The organism is Modestobacter sp. VKM Ac-2986 (genome assembly GCF_026967795.1).
Taxonomy (GTDB): domain Bacteria; phylum Actinomycetota; class Actinomycetes; order Mycobacteriales; family Geodermatophilaceae; genus Modestobacter.
On record NZ_JAPVBH010000005.1, the window covers coordinates 124,771 to 143,683 of the forward strand.

20 protein-coding genes are annotated in these 18,913 nt (G+C 74.9%); 7 read left to right on the forward strand and 13 right to left on the reverse strand.

Features of this window, described 5'->3' with window-relative positions:
- The coding region (locus O2W14_RS14015; RefSeq protein WP_269176718.1) for a Crp/Fnr family transcriptional regulator at positions 1-531 on the reverse strand (531 nt) is incomplete at its 3' end.
- Between the two features lie 161 nt (positions 532-692).
- Positions 693-992 (reverse strand): hypothetical protein, encoded by a 300-nt coding sequence (locus O2W14_RS14020; RefSeq protein ID WP_269176719.1) that lies wholly within the window; start codon positions 990-992, stop codon positions 693-695.
- Between the two features lie 154 nt (positions 993-1,146).
- Here O2W14_RS14020 and nth point away from each other — a divergent pair, with 154 nt between their 5' ends.
- The 5 genes from nth to O2W14_RS14045 are packed head-to-tail and all read left to right on the forward strand — an operon-like array spanning position 1,147 to position 5,016.
- Positions 1,147-1,983, forward strand: coding sequence for an endonuclease III (gene nth, locus O2W14_RS14025; protein WP_269176720.1), 837 nt, complete (start codon positions 1,147-1,149; stop codon positions 1,981-1,983).
- Entirely contained in the window at positions 1,980-2,564 is a 585-nt protein-coding gene (locus O2W14_RS14030) for a TlpA family protein disulfide reductase (protein WP_269176721.1), read from the forward strand. The genes nth and O2W14_RS14030 overlap by 4 nt, the downstream gene beginning before the upstream one ends.
- Positions 2,561-3,298, forward strand: a complete 738-nt coding sequence (locus O2W14_RS14035; protein ID WP_269176722.1) for an NUDIX hydrolase — start codon at positions 2,561-2,563, stop codon at positions 3,296-3,298. The genes O2W14_RS14030 and O2W14_RS14035 overlap by 4 nt, the downstream gene beginning before the upstream one ends.
- Complete coding sequence (locus O2W14_RS14040) at positions 3,295-3,783, forward strand: plastocyanin/azurin family copper-binding protein (RefSeq protein WP_269176723.1); 489 nt, start codon at positions 3,295-3,297, stop codon at positions 3,781-3,783. Before O2W14_RS14035 ends, O2W14_RS14040 begins: the two co-directional genes overlap by 4 nt.
- Positions 3,784-3,834: 51 nt before the next feature.
- Complete coding sequence (locus O2W14_RS14045) at positions 3,835-5,016, forward strand: MarP family serine protease (protein WP_269176724.1); 1,182 nt, start codon at positions 3,835-3,837, stop codon at positions 5,014-5,016.
- Between the two features lie 63 nt (positions 5,017-5,079).
- Here the strand turns inward: O2W14_RS14045 and O2W14_RS14050 are convergent, their stop codons facing one another.
- From O2W14_RS14050 to acs, 3 genes are all read right to left on the reverse strand, one after another.
- Positions 5,080-6,012, reverse strand: coding sequence for an alpha/beta fold hydrolase (locus tag O2W14_RS14050; protein ID WP_269176725.1), 933 nt, complete (start codon positions 6,010-6,012; stop codon positions 5,080-5,082).
- A 19-nt stretch (positions 6,013-6,031) separates the two neighbouring features.
- Positions 6,032-6,532, reverse strand: coding sequence for a phage holin family protein (locus O2W14_RS14055; protein WP_269176726.1), 501 nt, complete (start codon positions 6,530-6,532; stop codon positions 6,032-6,034).
- A gap of 248 nt (positions 6,533-6,780) precedes the next feature.
- On the reverse strand, positions 6,781-8,769 hold the full coding sequence (gene acs, locus O2W14_RS14060; protein ID WP_269176727.1) for an acetate--CoA ligase: 1,989 nt from the start codon (positions 8,767-8,769) through the stop codon (positions 6,781-6,783).
- 123 nt (positions 8,770-8,892) lie between these two features.
- Here acs and O2W14_RS14065 point away from each other — a divergent pair, with 123 nt between their 5' ends.
- Entirely contained in the window at positions 8,893-9,645 is a 753-nt protein-coding gene (locus O2W14_RS14065) for a (2Fe-2S)-binding protein (RefSeq protein WP_269176728.1), read from the forward strand.
- 40 nt (positions 9,646-9,685) lie between these two features.
- Here the strand turns inward: O2W14_RS14065 and O2W14_RS14070 are convergent, their stop codons facing one another.
- Entirely contained in the window at positions 9,686-10,564 is an 879-nt protein-coding gene (locus O2W14_RS14070) for an alpha/beta fold hydrolase (protein ID WP_269176729.1), read from the reverse strand.
- Between the two features lie 88 nt (positions 10,565-10,652).
- Between O2W14_RS14070 and O2W14_RS14075 the strand changes: the two genes are divergently transcribed.
- Positions 10,653-11,126 carry a MarR family transcriptional regulator gene (locus O2W14_RS14075; RefSeq protein ID WP_269176730.1) on the forward strand — a complete coding sequence of 158 codons (474 nt, stop codon included), beginning with the start codon at positions 10,653-10,655 and terminating at the stop codon, positions 11,124-11,126.
- Between the two features lie 62 nt (positions 11,127-11,188).
- Here O2W14_RS14075 and O2W14_RS14080 read toward each other — a convergent pair whose 3' ends face one another.
- The 7 genes from O2W14_RS14080 to cobC form a co-directional block, all read right to left on the reverse strand.
- A complete protein-coding gene (locus O2W14_RS14080; RefSeq protein WP_269176731.1) occupies positions 11,189-12,349 on the reverse strand; it encodes a serine hydrolase domain-containing protein in 1,161 nt (386 codons plus the stop codon).
- Positions 12,350-12,699: 350 nt separating this feature from the next.
- Positions 12,700-12,945: a helix-turn-helix transcriptional regulator gene (locus O2W14_RS14085; protein WP_269176732.1), complete on the reverse strand. Its 246-nt coding sequence runs from the start codon at positions 12,943-12,945 to the stop codon at positions 12,700-12,702.
- 12 nt (positions 12,946-12,957) lie between these two features.
- Positions 12,958-13,812: an ABC transporter permease gene (locus tag O2W14_RS14090; RefSeq protein WP_269176733.1), complete on the reverse strand. Its 855-nt coding sequence runs from the start codon at positions 13,810-13,812 to the stop codon at positions 12,958-12,960.
- Positions 13,809-14,753: an ABC transporter ATP-binding protein gene (locus O2W14_RS14095; protein ID WP_269176734.1), complete on the reverse strand. Its 945-nt coding sequence runs from the start codon at positions 14,751-14,753 to the stop codon at positions 13,809-13,811. Before O2W14_RS14095 ends, O2W14_RS14090 begins: the two co-directional genes overlap by 4 nt.
- Before the next feature lie 220 nt (positions 14,754-14,973).
- A complete protein-coding gene (hflX, locus tag O2W14_RS14100) occupies positions 14,974-16,134 on the reverse strand; it encodes a GTPase HflX (protein WP_269176735.1) in 1,161 nt (386 codons plus the stop codon).
- A gap of 89 nt (positions 16,135-16,223) precedes the next feature.
- Positions 16,224-17,474 carry a uroporphyrinogen-III C-methyltransferase gene (cobA, locus tag O2W14_RS14105; protein ID WP_269176736.1) on the reverse strand — a complete coding sequence of 417 codons (1,251 nt, stop codon included), beginning with the start codon at positions 17,472-17,474 and terminating at the stop codon, positions 16,224-16,226.
- Positions 17,474-18,913 (reverse strand): Rv2231c family pyridoxal phosphate-dependent protein CobC, encoded by a 1,440-nt coding sequence (gene cobC, locus O2W14_RS14110; RefSeq protein ID WP_269176737.1) that lies wholly within the window; start codon positions 18,911-18,913, stop codon positions 17,474-17,476. Before cobC ends, cobA begins: the two co-directional genes overlap by 1 nt.

The window sequence follows — 18,913 nt, forward strand, 5'->3', positions numbered from 1 at the left end:
CTGCGTCAGGTCGTGCTTCACGCGCAGGCCGTCGGTCTCGCGGCTGCCGAAGCGGTCGGCCATCTGCAGCAGCGCCTTGGCCACCCGGCCGGGGACGTCGGTGAAGATCAGGTCGGCGACCGAGTCGTTGGTGCGGCGCAGCCGGCGGGCCAGCACGCGCAGCAGCTGCTCGCCGATCTCCGGGTGCGCGGTGATCCACGGGCGCAGCATGTGGTTGGGCATCTTCGCCAGGCGCACGTCGGTGACGGCCGTGGCGGTCGCCGTGCGCGGGCCCGGGTCGAACACCGAGAGCTCACCGAACTGGTCGGAGGGCCCCATGACGGCCAGCACGTTCTCGCGGCCGTCCGGCGCACGCCGGGACAGCTTGATCTTGCCGGAGAGGACGACGTAGAGGCTGTCGCCCGACTCGCCCTCGTTGAAGACCACCCGGCCGCGGGGGAGCGTCACCGTCTCGAGGGCGCTGGCCACCGGCTCGGCAGCCTCCTCCGACAGCCCCTGGAACAGACCGGACTGGGCAAGGACCTCGTCCACGCTCACCTCTCGCAACGTCCTCACGGGTGCGATGGCGACCCGCGTCTGAATGAGTCTAGGGCCTGTGGCCCGCCTCACCACTGCACTCAGTCACCGGACTGCCCACTCTGAGTGGCAGACGAACATGGAGATGTACATCTCCTGGGTGACCGGCCTGCAGATCAGCCGGCGTGCCGGCCTCGTTCGGTCGACTCCTCGGGTGCCCGCTCGGCGTGCCGGTCGGTCAGCACCGGGCGCGGGGCGGTGCGGGGCCGGCTGCGGCGGCGGGTGCGCCAGCGGCTCATCGCCCGGCGGATGCCGGAGTGGGCCAGCGTGCTGACCTCGGCGTCGGTGGCGCTGCCGAGGAAGTCCTCGACCTCGCGCTGGGACGTGGGGCGCCGCAGCGGCTCCTCCACCCGCTCCATGACGAGCAGGAAGGCGATCAGCAACGGTGGGAACAGGATGACGATGAGGGCGACCACGGGCACCTCCTCCGGGTAGCGCGTCCCGGGCGGCAGGGCCCGGGAGGGGCGACGTCGTCGTGCGGTCGGGACGCTCCGGCCGGGTGGCGGAGCACGCACCTGCGCCGAGTATGACGGGCGCCGGTGCTCAGGCCCGACGCCTACCCTCACACGCGTGTCCCGGCCCGTCCCCCCGCCCGCCAGCCAGTCCGCCGAGTCCCCGGCCGACCCGTCGACCTGCACGCGGCCCACCCGGGCCCGTCGTCCCGGTCCGGTCGCGCGGCTGGGGGTCTCGCCGTTCGACCCGCAGGAGAGCCCGCTGGCCCGCACCCGCCGGGCCCGCCGGATGGCCCGCGAGCTGGCCGTCATCCACCCCGACGCGCACTGCGAGCTGGACTTCACCACCCCGCTGGAGCTGCTGGTGGCCACCGTCCTGTCGGCGCAGACCACCGACAAGACGGTCAACAAGGTCACCCCGGCGCTGTTCGCCCGCTACCCCGACGCCGCCGCCTACGCCGGGGCCGACCGGGCCGAGCTGGAGGAGATCCTCAAGCCGACCGGGTTCTTCCGGGCCAAGGCCAACTCCGTCATCGGGCTGGGGCAGGCCCTCGTGGAGCGCTTCGACGGCGTCGTCCCGGGCCGGATGGCGGACCTGGTGACGCTGCCCGGCGCCGGCCGCAAGACCGCCAACGTGGTGCTGGGCAACGCCTTCGGTGTCCCCGGGCTCACCGTCGACACCCACTTCGGCCGGCTGGTGCGCCGCTTCGGCTGGACGGCCGAGGAGGACCCGGTCAAGGTCGAGACCGAGGTCGCCGAGCTCGTGCCGAAGAAGGAGTGGACCGACTTCTCCCACCGGGTGATCTTCCACGGCCGCCGGGTCTGCCACGCCAAGAAGCCGGCCTGCGGGGCGTGCGGGCTGGCGGCCTGGTGCCCCTCGTACGGCATCGGCCCGCTGGACCCCGAGGTCGCCGCCAAGCTGGTCAAGACCCCCGCCGCCTCGGACACCGAGTGAGCCGCGGCCCACGCGCCCTGGTCGCCGTCCTGGCGGTCGGTCTGGCGCTGCTCACCGGGTGCACCTCCGACGACGCGCAGGCCGACCCGCCCACCCAGGCGGTCGCCGACGTCGCCACCGACCTCGAGCCCTGCCCCGCGCAGCCGGACACCCCGGCGGCGCCCAGCGACCTGCCGGCCGTGGCGATCGAGTGCTTCGGCGGCGGGACGCTGGACCTGACGAAGGCCCCCGGCGTGCCCACCGTGCTGAACCTCTGGGCCAGCTGGTGCGGGCCGTGCCGGGAGGAGCTCCCGCTGGTCCAGGAGCTGGCCGAGGTCGCAGGCGAGCAGGTCCGGGTGGTCGGCGTGATCACCCAGGACGGCATCCCGCAGGCCGCCTCGTTCGCCGCCGACGCAGGGGTCACGTTCCCCGGCGCCTTCGACGGCACCGCCGAGGTGATGACCGGGCTCGGCGTGAAGAACCTGCCGCTCACCGCGTTCCTGGCCGCCGACGGCTCGGTCGCCTTCGTCAAGGTCGGCCCGGTGCGCTCGCTCGAGGAGTTCCGGGAGCTGGTCTCCACCCACCTCGGGGTGCAGCTGTGACCGTGCCGGCCGCCGACCTCGCCGGGCTGCCCGAGCACGTGCAGCGGCTGGTGACCAACGCCGGGCAGCTGCCGCGGATGCGCACGGAGCGGCCCTCGGCGACCGCCCGGCGCTCAGCGGTCCTCATCCTGTTCGGCGAGGGCCCGGCCGGACCGGACGTGCTGCTCATCGAGAAGTCACCGCACCTGCGCAGCCACGCCGGACAGCCGGCCTTCCCCGGCGGCGGCGCCGACCCCGGCGACGAGTTCCCGGTCGGGACGGCGCTGCGCGAGGCCCACGAGGAGGCAGGGGTGGAGCCCGACGGCGTCCGCGTGCTCGCCGTGCTCCCGGAGCTGTTCTTGGGGCACTCGGACAACCTCGTCGTGCCCGTGGTCGGCTGGTGGGACGACCCGCGCGAGGTGGCCACCGGCGACCCCCGTGAGGTCGCCCGTGTCGCGCGGGTGCCGCTGGCGGACCTGGTCGACCCGGCCCACCGCTTCCGGGTGCGCATCTCCACCGGCTACGTCGGCCCCGCGTTCGGCGTCGCCGGCATGGTCGTCTGGGGCTTCACCGCCATGCTGCTGGACTCGGTGCTGGTCGCCGCCGGGCTGGACCGCCCCTGGGACACCACCGACGTCCGCCCGCTCGCCACGCCGGCCGGTGGACCGGAGCCGGCGCGCCCCCGTGCCGCCGCGCCGACGGACGGCGACGACACCGCCCCCGGGGTCGTCACGCGTACGGTTCCGGGGCCATGAACTCCGCCGCAGACCGCACCCGAGGGGCGCGCCGGACCACCCCGCGCCGGGGCCCGGCAGGCGCCCTGCTCAGCGGTGCGCTGGTGCTCGCGGTGCTGACCGGGTGCTCGAACTCCGAGCCGACGCTGCCCGAGGTGACCCGCGCGACGTCCGCGGACGCCGGGGTGGTGAGCACCGCGCCGGACGGCGTCCAGGAGATCACCCTGGAGACCGGTGACGACTACGCGTTCACGCCGGCCGCCTTCACCGTGGCGCCGGGGCCGGTGCGGCTGACCGTGCGCAACACGGCTGAGCAGCTCACCCACAACTTCCTCTTCACGAAGGGGAAGGGGCCGGCGGACATCGCCGAGCAGATCCCCTTCCTCGGTCCCGGCGACAGCAAGACGATCGAGTTCACCGCCGGTGCCCCGGGCGACTACCCCTTCGAGTGCAGCTTCCACCTCGCGCTGGGCCAGGTCGGCACCATGACGGTGAGCGCCCCGTGACCCCCGGCGGAGGGCGGCCGGCGGCCGGGTCGGGGACAGGAGCTGCCTGAGGTGTCCCTCGTCGACCTGGTCCTGATCGTGCTGGCACTGGTCTTCGCGCTCTCCGGCTTCCGGCAGGGCGTGATCGTCTCCGCGGCCTCCTTCGTCGGCTTCTTCGGCGGAGCGGTCGTCGGGGCGCAGCTGTCCGGGCCGGTCTCCGAGGAGCTCGCCACCTCCTCGGTCACCCGCGTGTTCGTCGCGCTGGTCGTCGTCCTCGCCGGGGCGCTGCTGGGCCAGCTGCTGACCGGGATCGTCGGCCGGGCCGTGCGCAAACGGGTCACCTGGGAGCCGGCGAAGCTGGTGGACGCCGTCGCCGGCGCGGTGGTCTCGGCGGCCGCCGTCCTGCTGGTGGCCTGGATGGTCGCCACCCCGCTGGCCAGCTCGCCCCTGCCCGGGGTCGCCGGTCAGGTGCGGCAGTCGGCGCTGGTCCAGGCGGTCGACCACACCGTGCCCACCCAGGTGCGGTCGCTCTACGACTCGCTGCGGCAGGCGATCGACCGCAACGGCCTGCCCGACGTGCTCGACCCGCTCACGCCCACCGAGGCCCGGGACGTCCCGGCGCCGGACCCGGCGCTGCTGGCCAGCCCGGTGGTCGCGGCCGTGCAGGGGTCGGTGGTGCAGATCCGCGGGATCGCCACCTCGTGCGCCAAGCAGATCGACGGCTCGGGCTTCGTGTACGCCGACCAGCGGGTGATGACCAACGCGCACGTGCTGGCGGGGGTGACCGACCCGCAGGTGACCGCCGAGGGGGAGGTCTACGACGCGACCGCGGTCTACGTCGACGAGGCCACCGACGTCGCGGTGCTCGCCGTCCCAGGCCTGCCCCAGGTCCCGCTGTCCTTCGCCCCGTCGCCGGTCGACACCGGGGCCGACGCGATCGTCATGGGCTACCCCGGCGGTGGGCCCTTCTACGTCGGGTCGGCCCGCGTGCGCGACCGCGGCGAGATCAGCGGCCCGGACTTCCGCTCCACCGGCACCGTGCAGCGCGACGTCTACGCCCTCTTCGGCCAGGTGCGGGCCGGCAACTCCGGTGGCCCGCTCATCGCCCCCGACGGCACCGTGCTCGGCGTCGTCTTCGCCTCCGCGATCGACGACCCCGACACCGGCTACGCGCTCACCGTGGCGCAGGTGACCACCGCGGCGACCACCGGCGCCGGTTCGAGCGCACCGGTGGACACCGGCTCCTGCGAGTAGAAGGACCCTGCTGCCCCCACGCTTCGCGAGCTCAGCGCGGGCCCCTGCAGCAGGGCCGTTCCATCACGTCACCCGGGCCCAGTCGGCGATGGCGGCGGTGACCTCGGTGGGGGACTCCTCGTGCGGGAAGTGGCCGATGCCGGGGAGTTCGCGCCACTCGTAGGCGCCGGCGACGTAGCGGCCCGAGCCGGTGGCGGTCGAGGGCAGCACGTAGGGGTCGGCGGCGCCGTGCAGCTGCAGGGTGGGGGCGGTGATCGGGGCGGCCATCCGGCGGGCGTAGCGCAGGCCGTCGGGGCGCAGCTGGGACCGCCCGGCCCAGCGGTAGTACTCCATGGCGCCGTAGGCGGCCTGGGGGATGCGGGCGGCCGAGCGGTACCGCCCGACGGCCTCGGCGAAGTCGGTGGTGCCGGCCCAGGCGGGCCCCGCCCAGCGGCGCATCAGGTCGGCCACCGGGTCGTCGTCGGCGCGGGTGAGCCGGCGCTCGGGCAGCCGGGGGAGCTGGAAGCGCAGCGCGTAGGCCAGGGCCCGCCGCTGCCGGGGGTCGGTGATCGAGGACCGCAGCCGGCGGGGGTGCGCCGCGGACACGATGACCAGCCGGCGGACGCTGCGCGGGTGCAGGGCGGCCATCGTCCAGGCCACCAGTCCACCCCAGTCGGAACCGACGACGACGGCCTCGGTCTCGCCCAGCGCGCGGACCACCGCGGCGGCGTCCGCGGCGGCGGTGGGCAGGTCGTAGCCGCGCGGGGGCTTGTCGCTGGCCCCGAAGCCGCGGAGGTCCGGGGCGACGACGCGGAAACCAGCCTCGGCCAGCCCCGTCAGTTGGTGCCGCCAGGTCCACCAGAACTCGGGGAAGCCGTGCAGGAGCAGGACCAGCGGGCCGCTGCCGGCCTCCGCGGCGTGCAGCCGGACGCCGTTGGCGGACACGTCCCGGTGCGCCCAGGGGCCGGGCAGCAGGACGCTGGTGGCGTCGGGCTGCCCGGCCCCTGGGTCGGTCACGGTCGTGCGGAGGTGGTGCTCAGCGCAGCGGCGCGTGCGGGTCGGCGACGACGACCTTGCCGTCGCGCACGGTCGGCAGGTCGTGCTGACGCTGGCCGGGGGCCTCGCGGCGGGCCAGGTCGGGCAGGTCGTGCAGCGTCTCCAGGGTCTTCTCCGGCTTCTTGATCTTCTTGACCTGGAGGTAGCCGATGAAGGCCACGACGCCGGCGAGGAGCACCAGCAGGGCGAAGACGATCAGGAAGGCGGCCCAGCGGGGGAGCCACTCCGCGAGCAGCTCGGCCAGGAAGAAGAAGAAGAAGAAGGCGGCGAAGGCGAGCATCACGCCGGCTGCGGCGAAGGCGGCCGCGCCGATGCCGCCGCGCTTGGCGGAGGTGGTCAGCTCGGTCTTGGCGAGCTCGATCTCCGCGCGGATGAGCGTGGACACGTCGGCTGCCGCGCTCTTGGCGAGCGTGCCCACCGAGGGCTCGGCCGGGCCCGTGGGCCGACCCGCCAACTGGGTCGTCGAGACACTGTGGGCCACGGGTGGCTCCTCTCTGATCTGCGCCGGGTGCGACGCGTTCCTTGCGGTGATCGTGCCGCATGATCGCCGGCGCCGCCGGTCCGGATCACCCGCTCGTGGCGCATCTCGCGTCACCACGTCCGGTGACGCCGCCGCCGGAGGGCCGCGCACCACGCCCGCGCCCCGTCACCGGGGAGGCGACGGGGCGCGGGCGTTCGGGCGGGTGGAGCCCTGGGCCCCCTGCAGCGGGGGCCGCAGGGGGTCCTCCGTCAGTCCTCGCTGGAGGTGGCGGGGAGCTTGGCGCTGATCAGGTCCATCACCGAGGAGTCGGTGAGCGTCGAGACGTCGCCCAGCTCCCGGTTCTCGGCGATGTCGCGCAGCAGCCGGCGCATGATCTTGCCCGAGCGGGTCTTCGGCAGCTCGGCCACGACCATGATCTGCCGCGGGCTGGCGATCGGGCCGATCTCCTTGCGGACGTGCTGGCGCAGCGTCTTCACCAGGTCCTCGCCGGAGTCGACGGCGTCCCCGCGCAGGATCACGAACGCCACGATGCCCTGACCGGTCGTCGGGTCGGTGGCGCCCACGACCGCCGCCTCGGCCACCGTCGGGTGGCTGACCAGCGCCGACTCGACCTCGGTGGTCGAGATGCGGTGCCCGGAGACGTTCATGACGTCGTCGACCCGGCCGAGCAGCCAGATGTCGCCGTCCTCGTCGAGCTTGGCGCCGTCGCCGGCGAAGTAGACGCCCTCGCCGTACCGGGACCAGTAGGTGTCCTTGTAGCGCTCGTCGTCGCCCCAGATGGTGCGCAGCATCGACGGCCACGGCTCGGTCAGCACCAGGTAGCCGGTGGCGCCGGGGGCGATGGGGTTGCCCTCCTCGTCGACCACCGCAGCGCCGATCCCGGGGAAGGCCTTCTGCGCCGAGCCCGGCTTGAGCGAGGTGGCGCCGGGCAGCGGGGTGATCATGTGGCCGCCGGTCTCGGTCTGCCACCAGGTGTCCACGATCGGGCAGCGGCCGCCGCCGATGTTCTCGTGGTACCAGAGCCAGGCCTCGGGGTTGATCGGCTCACCGACCGACCCGAGCAGCCGCAGCGAGGACAGGTCGGCGGCGGCCGGGATCTCCGCGCCCCACTTCATGAACGTGCGGATCGTGGTGGGTGCGGTGTACAGGATCGTGACGCCGTACTCGGCCACGATGTCCCACCAGCGGCCCTGGTGCGGGGTGTCCGGCGTCCCCTCGTACATCACCGACGTCGTCCGGTTGGCCAGCGGCCCGTAGACGATGTAACTGTGGCCGGTGACCCAGCCGACGTCGGCGGCGGTCCAGAAGACGTCGGTGTCGGCCTTGAGGTCGAAGGTCGCCCAGTGCGTGTAGGCGATCTGGGTCAGGTAGCCGCCGGAGGTGTGCAGGATGCCCTTGGGCTTCGCCGTCGTCCCGGACGTGTACATGATGTAGAGCGGGTGCTCGGCGTCGAAGGCCTGCGCCTCGTGCTCGGCCGACTGGGCGGCGACCAGCTCGTGCCACCAGACGTCACGGTCCGGCGTCCACTCGACGTCCTGCTCGGTGCGCTTGACCACGAGCACGCTGCGGACGCCCCCGACCTTGGTCAGCGCCTCGTCGACGTTCGGCTTCAGCGCGCTCGGTGCCCCGCGCCGGTAGCCGCCGTCGGCGGTGATGACGACCTTCGCGTCGGCGTCGCTGATCCGGCTGGCCAGCGCGTCGGGGGAGAAGCCGCCGAAGACGACCATGTGGACGGCGCCGATGCGGGCGCACGCCAGCATCGCGAACACCGTCTCGGGGATCATCGGCATGTAGATGGCCACCCGGTCACCGGCGGCCACGCCGAGTGAGGTGAGGGCGTTGGCCGTGCGGCACACCTCGTCCTTGAGCTGGGCGTAGGTGATCGTGCGGGTGTCGCCGGGCTCGCCGACCCAGTGGTAGGCGACCTTCTCGCCGTGGCCGGCGTCGACGTGCCGGTCGACGCAGTTGACCGCCACGTTGAGCTTCCCGCCGACGAACCACTTCGCGAACGGCGGGTTGCTCCAGTCCAGCACCTCGGTCCACGGCTCGGCCCAGTCCAGCCGGGCAGCCGCCTCGGCCCAGAAGCCGAGCCGGTCGGCGGCGGCCCGCTCGTAGACGTCCGGCCCGACGTTGGCCGTCGCGGCGAAGTCGGCCGGCGGCGGGAAGCCGCCCGCCGGCACGCGGCTGGACAGGCTCTGCTCGGTGGACGGGGTCTGCTCGTCGGTCGTCTCGCTCACGCGCACCTCCGGGGTCCGGGCGCCGCCCATGGTCGAGGCGGCGCTGCCTCGGGGGACAACCTATGGCCCCCGTCACCCTCCCGTCAGGCCGGACCGCGCGGCGGTGGACGGCAGACTGTCCCGGTGACCACCGACGGGGCCCAGCGTGCGGTCGTGGCCCGTCTCCCGGGCGCCGCCGTGCTCGGTCTGGTGGCCCCGCCGGGCGCCCTCGCCCTCCCCGCCGTCCGGCTGGCCGACCCCGACTGGACGGCGCAGGTGCTCGACGACCGGGCCCGGCGGCAGCGCACCCGCGACCGCCGGGTCCTGGCGACGCTGTGGTGGTACTCGGCCTCCAGCGTGCTGCTCACCCCGGTGCTCGCGGGGCTGGTCACCGGGGTCCGGCTGTCGGCGCGGCTGGCCGACACCTCGGTCCACCTGCTCGCCGGCCACACCCCGATCGCGGCCACCACCACGGCCGGCTCCGGGACCGACCTCGCCGGGGAGCTGCGCGGCTCGGTGGCCGCGGTCGTGGCCGCCGTCGCCGAGGCGGGCGGGATGCGGGAGCGGCCGCTGTGGGCGATCGCCACCGACTCGCTGGCCAACCGGCTGCTCGCGCTGGGTCGGGCGGTCGGCGACGTCGGCGCGGTCACGGCGCTGGCTGCGCCGCTGGCCGCCGCGGTCGGCGAACCGCTGCCCGCGCCCCGCTACGTCGACGTGCGCGGCACCCGGTTCACCCGCCGGGCGTCGTGCTGCCTGCTGGACCGGGTGCCGCACGAGGTGCGCTGCACCTCCTGCCCGCACCGGACGCCGTTCGAGCGCCAGGTGCTGCTGGAGGACGCGGCAGCCGCCACCCAGGTGTGGAGCCCGCTCGCCGTGGGCCGGCCCCGGACCGGCTGACCACCGGCCCGGGACGGGGCGGTCTGCGGGGCGGTCCGGCTCAGTCCAGCCGGCGGTGGAAGTCCAGGAGCATGGCGGCGAGGCGCTCGGGGGCCTCCATCGCCACCAGGTGCCCGACCCCGTCGAGCTTCCTGCTGGTGACGTCGGCCGCGACCCGGGTCATCGTGTCGCGGGTGAAGTCGCCGGTGGTGGCGTCGACGGCGAGGACGGGCACCCGCAGCGGGCCGCGGGCGGCGATCGCCCGGATCTCGTCGCCCTCGGTGAGCACCGAGCCGTAGAAGCCGACGGTGCCGCGGAGCCCGTCGGGACGGGCGTAGACGCGGGTGAACTCCTCGACGTCCCGGTCGCTGACCGCGCCCGGGGTCCCGGTCATGGCGGGGAAGGCGAAGCCGGTCAGGAACTCGCGCTCCCGCCCCGCCAGCAGCATCTCCGGGATCCCCGGTGCCGCGAGGAAGCCGACGTGCCACGCGCCGCCGTGCGCCACGTCGGCGAGGGCCTCGAAGCCGAAGCCGGGCAGCGTGGTCTCGATCGCGGTGAGGCTGCGGACGAGCTCGGGGTGCTCTGCGGCCAGCCGGTAGGTGCTCACACCACTGATGTCCTGGCCGGTGAGGTGCACGGGCCCCAGGTCCAGGTGTTCGACCAGCGCGCGCAGGCTCGCCGCGGACGACGCGCTGGTGACCGGGCCGGGGGCGGTGCCGGAGTCGCCGAACCCCGGCAGGTCGACGGCGACGACGCGGTGCTCGGCGGCGAGCAGCGGGATCAGCCGGTGGAAGGCCCACCACGACTCGGGGAACCCGTGGACCAGCAGCACCGGGCTGCCCGACTCCCCGGCGGTGACGTAGTGGAGGTCCGCGCCGGCGGCGGGGACGGAGTGGTGGGTGACCTCGGGGATCGAGGCGCCGGCGGTGGTCGTGGACATGGCGGGCTCCTCGGTTCGACAACTCGGTTGCCGAACTAGTGTCAACCACGTTGTCGATTCAGTCAACCAAGCTGTCTAGACTCCCTGTGTGCCCAGATCCGGTGCCGACCTCGCCCTCCTGCTGCTCGGTGGTTTCCGCGCCCTGGCCGAGGCGGGCACGGTCGAGCTGGCCGCGCACGGCTACGCGCGGATCCGCCCGGTCCACGACTTCGCGCTGCACTCGATCCTCGGCGGGGCGGACACCGCGTCGGCGCTCGCGCGCGAGCTCGGCATCACCAAGCAGGCCGTCGCCAAGACCGTCGCCTTCCTGGAGACCGAGGGCTACGTCGCGGGGGAGACCGACGAGCGCGACACCCGCCGTCGGCGCTTCACCGTCACCGAGCGGGGCCACGACCTGGTGCGGACCGGTCAGCAGGTGTTCGACGAGCTCCGGGACCGGTGGGCGGAGCGCATCGGGGCCGCCGAGCTCGAGCAGCTCGAGACCGCGCTGACCGAGCTCGGGATCCAGGTGCCCACCCGGCTCGACGCCCCCGGCTGGCTCAGCGGCTCCTCGCCGGACTGAGCCCCCAGCACGTGCGAGGACCCCGGCCGCTGCGGCGACCGGGGCCCTCGGGGTGTGCCGGGTCAGCGCAGCGGCTGGGCGCAGACCGCGTCGTCGACCGCGTCCTCCCAGTCGACGTACTGGTGCAGGTCCTCCGGGTCGGCGTTGGCCGGCTCGCCGGTGACGGTGAAGGTGGCGCCGCGGCCGTCCTCGGTGAAGGCGTTGCGGGTGTGCACGCCCGGCAGGTCACCGCCGTGGCCCCAGGCCTCGACGCCGCAGGGCAGCTCGTGGCTGGCCAGCCCCAGGCCGTACTCCATCTCGATCCCGCGCAGCGAGAGGTCGGGAGCCGGGACGGTGGTCGTCATCTGGGCCAGCTGTGCCGGGGGGAGCAGTTCGCCGTCGAGCAGCGCGCCGAAGAAGACGGCCAGGTCGTGCGGCGTGGAGATCAGCTGGCCGGCCGCTCCGCCGATCGAGGGGTCGAGCTCGGTGACGTCGGTCAGCGGGCCGCCGGCCTCGGCCTGGGTGTAGGTGTGCGGGTGCGTGCCGCGGATGGTCAGGTCGTCGTCCGCCGGCCAGTAGGTGTGCTTCAACTCGAGCGGCTTGATGATGCGGCGATCGATCTGGTCGGCGATCGACCGGCCGGTGACCTCCTCGACGACCATGCCGGCCAGCACGTAGTTGGTGTTGGAGTAGGAGAAGACGCCCTGCGGCGTGGCCGGCTCGCCCAGCCCGGCCGCCACCAGCTGCTGGGGCGTGAAGTGCCCGGTCAGCCCGGTCCCGACCCACTCCGGGTAGACGACGTCGTCGTAGTCGGGCAGGCCGCTGGTGTGCTGCAGCAGCTCGCGCACGGTGATCTCCCGACCGTCGCCGCCCGGCCCGCGCACGAGCCCGGGCAGGTGGTGCTCGACGGTCTGGTCGAGGCCGATCCGCCGCTCGGCGACCAACTGGAGCACCACGGTGGCGGTGAAGGTCTTGGTGTTGCTGGCGATCCGCACCCGGCCGTTGACCGGTGCCGGCTCGCCGGTGGTGACGTCGGCGACGCCGGCTGCCAGGTCGCGGATGCGCCCGCGCCCGTCGACCACGGAGCCGAGCACCGCCGGGAAGCCGCCCTCGCTCACCAGGGCGTCGATGTCCTGCTGGACGGAGGTGAGCGGGGCGGGGGTGTGCCCCGGGGTCGCGGAGGCGGTCGCCGGAGCGAGCAGCCCGGTGCCGACCAGGGCGGCCAGCGCGGCGCCGGTGGCCATCAGGCTCCGGCGGGGCCGGCGACCGGTCTGCGGTCGGGGACGGGGGCGGGAGGGGAGTGCACGGGTACCGGTCACGGGGTGGAGCTCCTCGGGACGGAGGTGGTGTGCGGACTCCTCCAGCGTCGGTCGCGGCGCCGCCCCGGACGATCCCGCCAGCCCGACACCCGAGGTGGTACAGGCACCACCTCCCGCCGTCCCGGCGATCGACGTCGACGCGACCGTGGAGTCCCGCAGCACGGTGACCGGCGGCCGCCCTGGCCACCCTGTGGCGGCGAGTCCCACCAGTCCGCCGAGGCCGGCGAGGACGACACGGTGGAGGGCCGAGCGGTCGGCGGTCAGGACGCCGGAGCTCAGCCGGAGGACGCCGCCCGGCCGTCGCTCACCCGCGGGAACGGCCGGGTGGAGAAGACGGTCTCGACCGGGAGCTGGAAGAACTCCGCGATCCGCAGCGCCAGCTGCAGGCTGGGGCTGTACTCGCCGCGCTCCAGGTAGCCGACCGTCTGGTAGTGCACGCCCAGGGCGTCGGCCAACTCCCGCCGGCTGACGCCCTGCTCGGCCCGGAGCAGGGCGATCCGGTTGAAGACCCCGTCGTTCACCCGTTCACCCGTTCACTTGATCCACTGCAGAGCCGCCTCCCGTGCCGCCTCGACGTCCGAGCCGGACTGCCTCCGGGCCATCCGGCGGAGCACCCGCGGGGCGAGGAGCAGGCCGGCCACCGTCCAGGCCAGGAGGACCAGCACCATCGGGCCGGTACGCCAGGAGTCTCCCAGCTCGGCGGTGACCGCCTCCGGCGGGAGGAAGGCCGAGCGCATGCCCAGCCCGATCCAGTAGACCGGGAACACCTGGGCGACCGCCTGCACCCAGCCCCACATGGTCTGGACGGGGACGAAGATGCCGGAGATCGTGATCAGCACCAGGACCGGCAGCATCCCCCACGTGCCCACCTTCTGGACGCCGGGGACGACCGAGCCGAGCACGATGCCCCAGGGCAGGGTGGCGAACAGCCCCAGCACGATCAGGCCGACGACGGTGACCCAGCCGGCGACGCCGCCGTGCATGACGCCGTCGAAGAGCAGCAGGCTGGGCACCAGCACCACCAGCAGGCTGGGGACCAGGCTGAGGGAGTGGTAGGTGAGCTGGCCGGTGACGTAGCCCGGCATGCCCTGCGGGAGCGCCTTGTGCCGCAGCAGCGTGCCGTCCTCCCGCTCCATCGCCAGGGAGTACGCCGGCCCGATGACCACGCCGAAGGTGAGCAGCGCGCCCAGGATGCTGGGCAGCGCGAACGTGGGGTACATCAGGCCCGTGTCGCCCACCTCGTCGTCCCGGTTGACCCACAGCACCGACAGCGTGATCAGCGCCGTGAACACGTAGAAGGCCTGGTCCTGCGGGCTGCGCAGGCTCTGCTCGAACTCGGTCCAGCCGCGGCGCAGGCCCTGCCGGACGGCGTTGCGCAGGGCGTTCACCGGGCCACCTCCGCCAGGTGCCGGCCGGCCGGGGAGGCGGACTCGAAGCGCTGCACCAGCGCGATGTAGGTGTCCTCCAGGCTCGACCGGCGCACCTCGAGGTCGGTGAGCGCGTCGCCGTGCTGGGCCAGCAGCCGGCGGACGAAGGGCACCACCTCGTCGGTGGCGTGCACGAACCGCTCGCCGTCCCGGCACCAGCGGACCTCGCTCGTGCCGGCCACCTGCCGGGTCAGCGCCTCGGCGCTCCCGTCGGCGACGATGTGGCCGTCGGCGAGGATGAGGATCCGGTCGGCGAGCCGCTCGGCCTCGCCCAGGTCGTGCGTGGTGAGCAGGATGCTGGTGCCCTCCAGGTCCGACAGCCGGTGCACCAGGTCGTGGAAGTCCCGGCGGGCCTGCGGGTCGAAGCCCGCGGTCGGTTCGTCGAGGAACAGCAGCTCGGGCCGGCCGATCAACCCGACCGCGACGTCGAGCCGGCGCCGCCGGCCCCCGGAGAGGGTGGCGATCTTGCGGTCGGCCTCGGCGACCAGGCCGACGGTGGCCAGGAGCTCCTCGACGTCCCACGGTCGGGGGTGGGTGGGCGTGGAGTACGGCGCGTAGTAGCCGGCCAGGTAGCGCAGCAGCCGCCGGGGCGTCCAGCGCGGGTGGTCGCGCCACGACTGGAGCACCACCCCGACCCGGGCGCGCCAGGCGTCGTCGCCCGTGGCCGGGTCGACGCCGAGCACCTCGACCGTGCCGGCCGACGGGAGCCGGAAGCCCTCGAGCACCTCGATGGTGGTCGTCTTGCCGGCCCCGTTGGGGCCGAGCAGGCAGACCACCTCACCCAGCCGGACGTCGAAGTCGACGCCGGTGAGCACCTCGTGGTCGCCGTAGTTCATCCGCAGGTCGCGGACCCGGACGGCGAGGGAGCCGTCGGGATCGTGCGGGACGGGTGTCGCGGTCATGGAGCACCACTCCTCGCGCAGGGACGGAGCTGATGCCGTAGACAGTAGGACTGCTATGGACGTAGCACAAGTACTACATGCGCGGGTATGTGGGGAGACGGCCGGAGCCGGGATCGGGCAGCGAGCGGGACGACGTCGCCGACGACCGCCCGGCGGGTGGGCGTGCTGCCCACCCGCCGAGCGGCCGCGGTCGGTGACGCGGTGGCCGGACGTCCCGCTCTCAGCCCAGGTGTCGGTCGATCGCGGCCCGCAGCTCGTCGACGCCCTCCCCGGTCAGCGCGGACACCGGCACGGCGTCGGGGTAGGCGCTGCGCAGCGCGGTCACCCACTCGGGCGGGGCGACGTCGACCTTGTTCAGCGCCAGCAGTTCCCGGTGGTCGCGGGCGCCGATCTCGTAGAGCACTCCGCGCACGGTGGTCACCTGGGCCATCGCGTCCGGCGCCGAGGCGTCGACCACGTGCAGCACCAGGTCGGCGTCCACCACCTCCTCCAGGGTCGAGCGGAAGGCGTCGACGAGCTGGTGGGGCAGGTGCCGGACGAAGCCGACGGTGTCGGTCAGGGTCACGTCCCGGCCGTCGGGCAGGCGGGTGCGGCGCACCGTCGGGTCCAGGGTGGCGAACAAGGCGTCCTGCACCAGCACGTCGGCCCCGGTGAGCCGGTTGAGCAGCGCCGACTTGCCGGCGTTGGTGTACCCGGCGATCGCCACGGAGGGCACCTGGTTGCCGCGCCGGCGGCTGCGGGTCCGCTCCCGCCGCCGCCCGGTCTCGGCCACCTGCCGGCGCAGCGTCGTCATCCGCTGACGGAGGTGCCGGCGCTGGGTCTCCAGGCGCTGCTCACCCGGACCGCGGACACCGGTGCCCGCACCGCCGGCCATCCGCCCACCGCCGACGCGGGACATCTCCACGCCCTGCCCCCGCAGCCGGGGCAGCTGGTAGGCCAGCTGGGCCAGCTCGACCTGCGCCTTGCCCTCGCTGCTGCGGGCGTGCTGACCGAAGATGTCCAGGATCAGCGCCGTCCGGTCGACGACCCGGGCACCCACCCGCTCCTCCAGGTTGCGCACCTGCGCGGGGCTGAGCTCGCCGTCGACGATGACCAGTCGCGCGCCGTGCTCGCCCACCAGCGTGGTCAGCTCGGTCACCTTCCCTGAGCCGAGGTAGGTGGCCGGGTCGGGCTTGTCGCGCGCCTGGGTCAGCCGCCCCACGACCTCGACGCCGTCGGTCTCCGCCAGCCGCTCCAACTCGTCGAGCCCACCGCTGGTCAGGTCGTCGCCGCCCAGGCCGACCAGCACGGCCTGCGGAGCGGTCTCCTCCCGCCCGGCATCCGGGTGGTCGCGATCGAGCATCTCGGTACCGCCGGAGCGGACCAGCCAGGGACCGGGCATCGGTGCCCCTCTCACCGGGGGATCCGTGCGGACCCCGGGGGCCGGACTGGGCTCACCCGGTCGCGACCCCCTACCCGGCTGCTGGTGGCCTAAGCGCCGGGCGCCCGGGCACCGGCGCCCAGGGAGACCACGTCGCCGACGACCCACACCGCCGGGGGCCGCACGCCCTCGTCGGTGATGGTCTGCGCGAGCCCGGCCAGCGTGGTGCGCAGCGTGCGCTGGGCGGGGGTGGCGCCGTCGGTGACGACGGCGACCGGGGTGTCGGCGGCCCGGCCGTGCTCGACCAGGGCCGCGGCGATGGCCGGTGCGGTGTCCACGCCCATCAGCACGACGATCGTCCCGCGCAGCCGCCCCAGCGCCGCCCAGTCGACGAGCGAGGCGGGGTGGCCGGGCGGGACGTGGCCGGAGACGACGACGAACTCGTGGGTCATCCCGCGGTGGGTGACCGGGATGCCGGCCAGCTCCGGGACGCCGATCGCGCTGGTGACCCCGGGGACGACCTCGACCGGCACGCCCGCGGCGGCGCACGCCTCGAGCTCCTCGTAGCCGCGGCCGAAGACGAACGAGTCGCCGCCCTTGAGCCGCACCACCCGCTTGCCGGCCAGGGCGCGGGAGACGAGCAGCTCGTTGATCTGCTCCTGCGCCATGGACCGCCCGCGGGGCAGCTTCGAGGCGTCGATGACCTCGACGTCGGCCGGCAGCGAGGCCAGCAGCGCCTGCGGCGCGAGGTGGTCGGCGACGACGACGTCGGCGTTGGCCACCGCCTGCCGGCCGCGCACGGTGACCAGCCCGGGGTCGCCGGGCCCGCCCCCGACGAGGACGACGCTGCCCGGCGCCACCGAGGCGGTGCGGGAGGTGCGGTCGGCGATCGAGCCGTCGGTCAGCCCGGTGAGCACCGCGTCGCGGACGCCGACGGCCCGCTGCGGGTCACCACCGCCGTGCACGCCGACGACCAGGTCGCCCTGCCGGCCCACGGCGGGGGTCCAGGCGCTGGACAGCCCCCGGTCGTCGGCGCGGGCGCAGAACACCCGGTCACGCTCGGCTTCGGCGGCGACGGCGGCGTTGACCGCGGGGTCGTCGGTGGCGGCGACGGCGTACCAGGCGCCGTCCAGGTCGCCGTCGGCCCAGCCGCGCTGGTGCCAGGTGACCGAGCCGGGGGCGACCAGCGCCTCCAGGGCCGGGGTGACCTCCGGGCTGACCACGGTGACCAGCGCCCGGGCCTCGAGCAGGCCGGCGACGCGGCGGTGGGCGACCTGGCCGCCGCCCACGACGACGACCCGCCGTCCGGCCAGGCGCAGGCCGACCGGGTAGACGGCGCCGGGGTCTGCGGGTGCGGTCATCAGCTCGTCTCGTCGTCGGTCGGGTCGGGGCTGGGGGGAGCGGAGAGCGGATCGCGACGCTGCGGACCGGGCACCAGGATCGCAGCCAGTGCCGCGGCGAACGCACGCGAGGTGCCCGGGTCCCGCACCGCGACCCGCAGGTGGTCGGCCGACAGCCCCGGGAAGGTGTCCCCGCGGCGGACCGCCCAGCCCCGGTCCCGCAACTGCGCGCGCACCCGGACGGCGTCCGGCACCCGCAGCAGCACGAACGACGCCCGCGGTGTTCCCACCACCTCGACGCCCGGCGGGAGGACGGCCAGCAGCGCAGCCCGGTCGGCCTCCAGTTGCACGGCGGCGGCCTCGGCCTCGGCGCGGGCGGCCGGGGTGGTGCAGGCGACCAGGGCGGCGAGCGCGGGCGTGGAGACCGGCCAGTGCGGCTGCTGCGCGGCGAGCGCGGCGACCAGGTCGGCCGGGCCGAGCGCGTAGCCGACCCGCAGCCCCGCCAGCCCCCAGGTCTTGGTCAGGCTGCGCACCACGAGCAGGCCGGGCAGGTCGGTGCGGCCGGCCAGCGACTCGGGCTCGCCGGGCGCGGTGTCGGCGAAGGCCTCGTCCACCACCAGCACCCGTCCCGGCCGGGCCAGCGCGGCCACGTCGCCGGCCGGGTGCAGCACCGACGTGGGGTTGGTCGGGTTGCCCAGCACCACCAGGTCGGCGTCCTCGGGGACGTCGCCGAGCCGGTAGGACGGCGGGGCCAGCAGCACCCGCTCGACGGCGTGGCCGGCGGCGCGCAGCGCGGCCTCGGGCTCGGTGAAGGACGGGTGCACGACGACCGCCCGGCGCGGGGTGAGCGCCCGGGCCAGCAGGGTGAACGTCTCAGCTGCCCCGGCGGTCAGCAGCACCTCGGCCTCGGGCCGGCCGTGGGCGGCGGCGACCGCGGCACGGGCCGGGCGGGCGTCGGGGTAGGCGGCGCTGGCGTCGACCGCGTCGTGCAGCACGGTGCGCAGCCAGGCCGGCGGGGTGCCCGCCCGCACGTTGACGGCCAGGTCGACCAGTCCCTCGGTCGCCTCGACGTCACCGTGGTGCCGGAGGTCGACGTCCGCGGGCTCGAGGTCCGCGGGCTCGCCGTCCTCGGCGACGGCCACGGTCACCGGGCCGTGCACCGTCTTGGCCACCAGCAGCCGGCCGCCGCTGAGCAGCGCGGCCGCCTCGGCGACCGAGGTGGTGCCGACCGCGGCCGCGACCCGGTCCGACGGCGTGGGCACCGGCACGGTGACCAGCGTCTCGGCGGCGTGCCCGGTGAGCGGCCAGCCCCGGCTCGCTGCGGCCTCCCGCATGCCGGGGTCGGCCGCCCGGGTGTCGAGGGTGGCCAGCCGGACCGGCCCGGGCGCGGCGGGCAGCACGGAGTCGACGGCGGCGAGCACCTCTGCCGCGCTCACCCCGCGGCGGGCGCCGACGCCCAC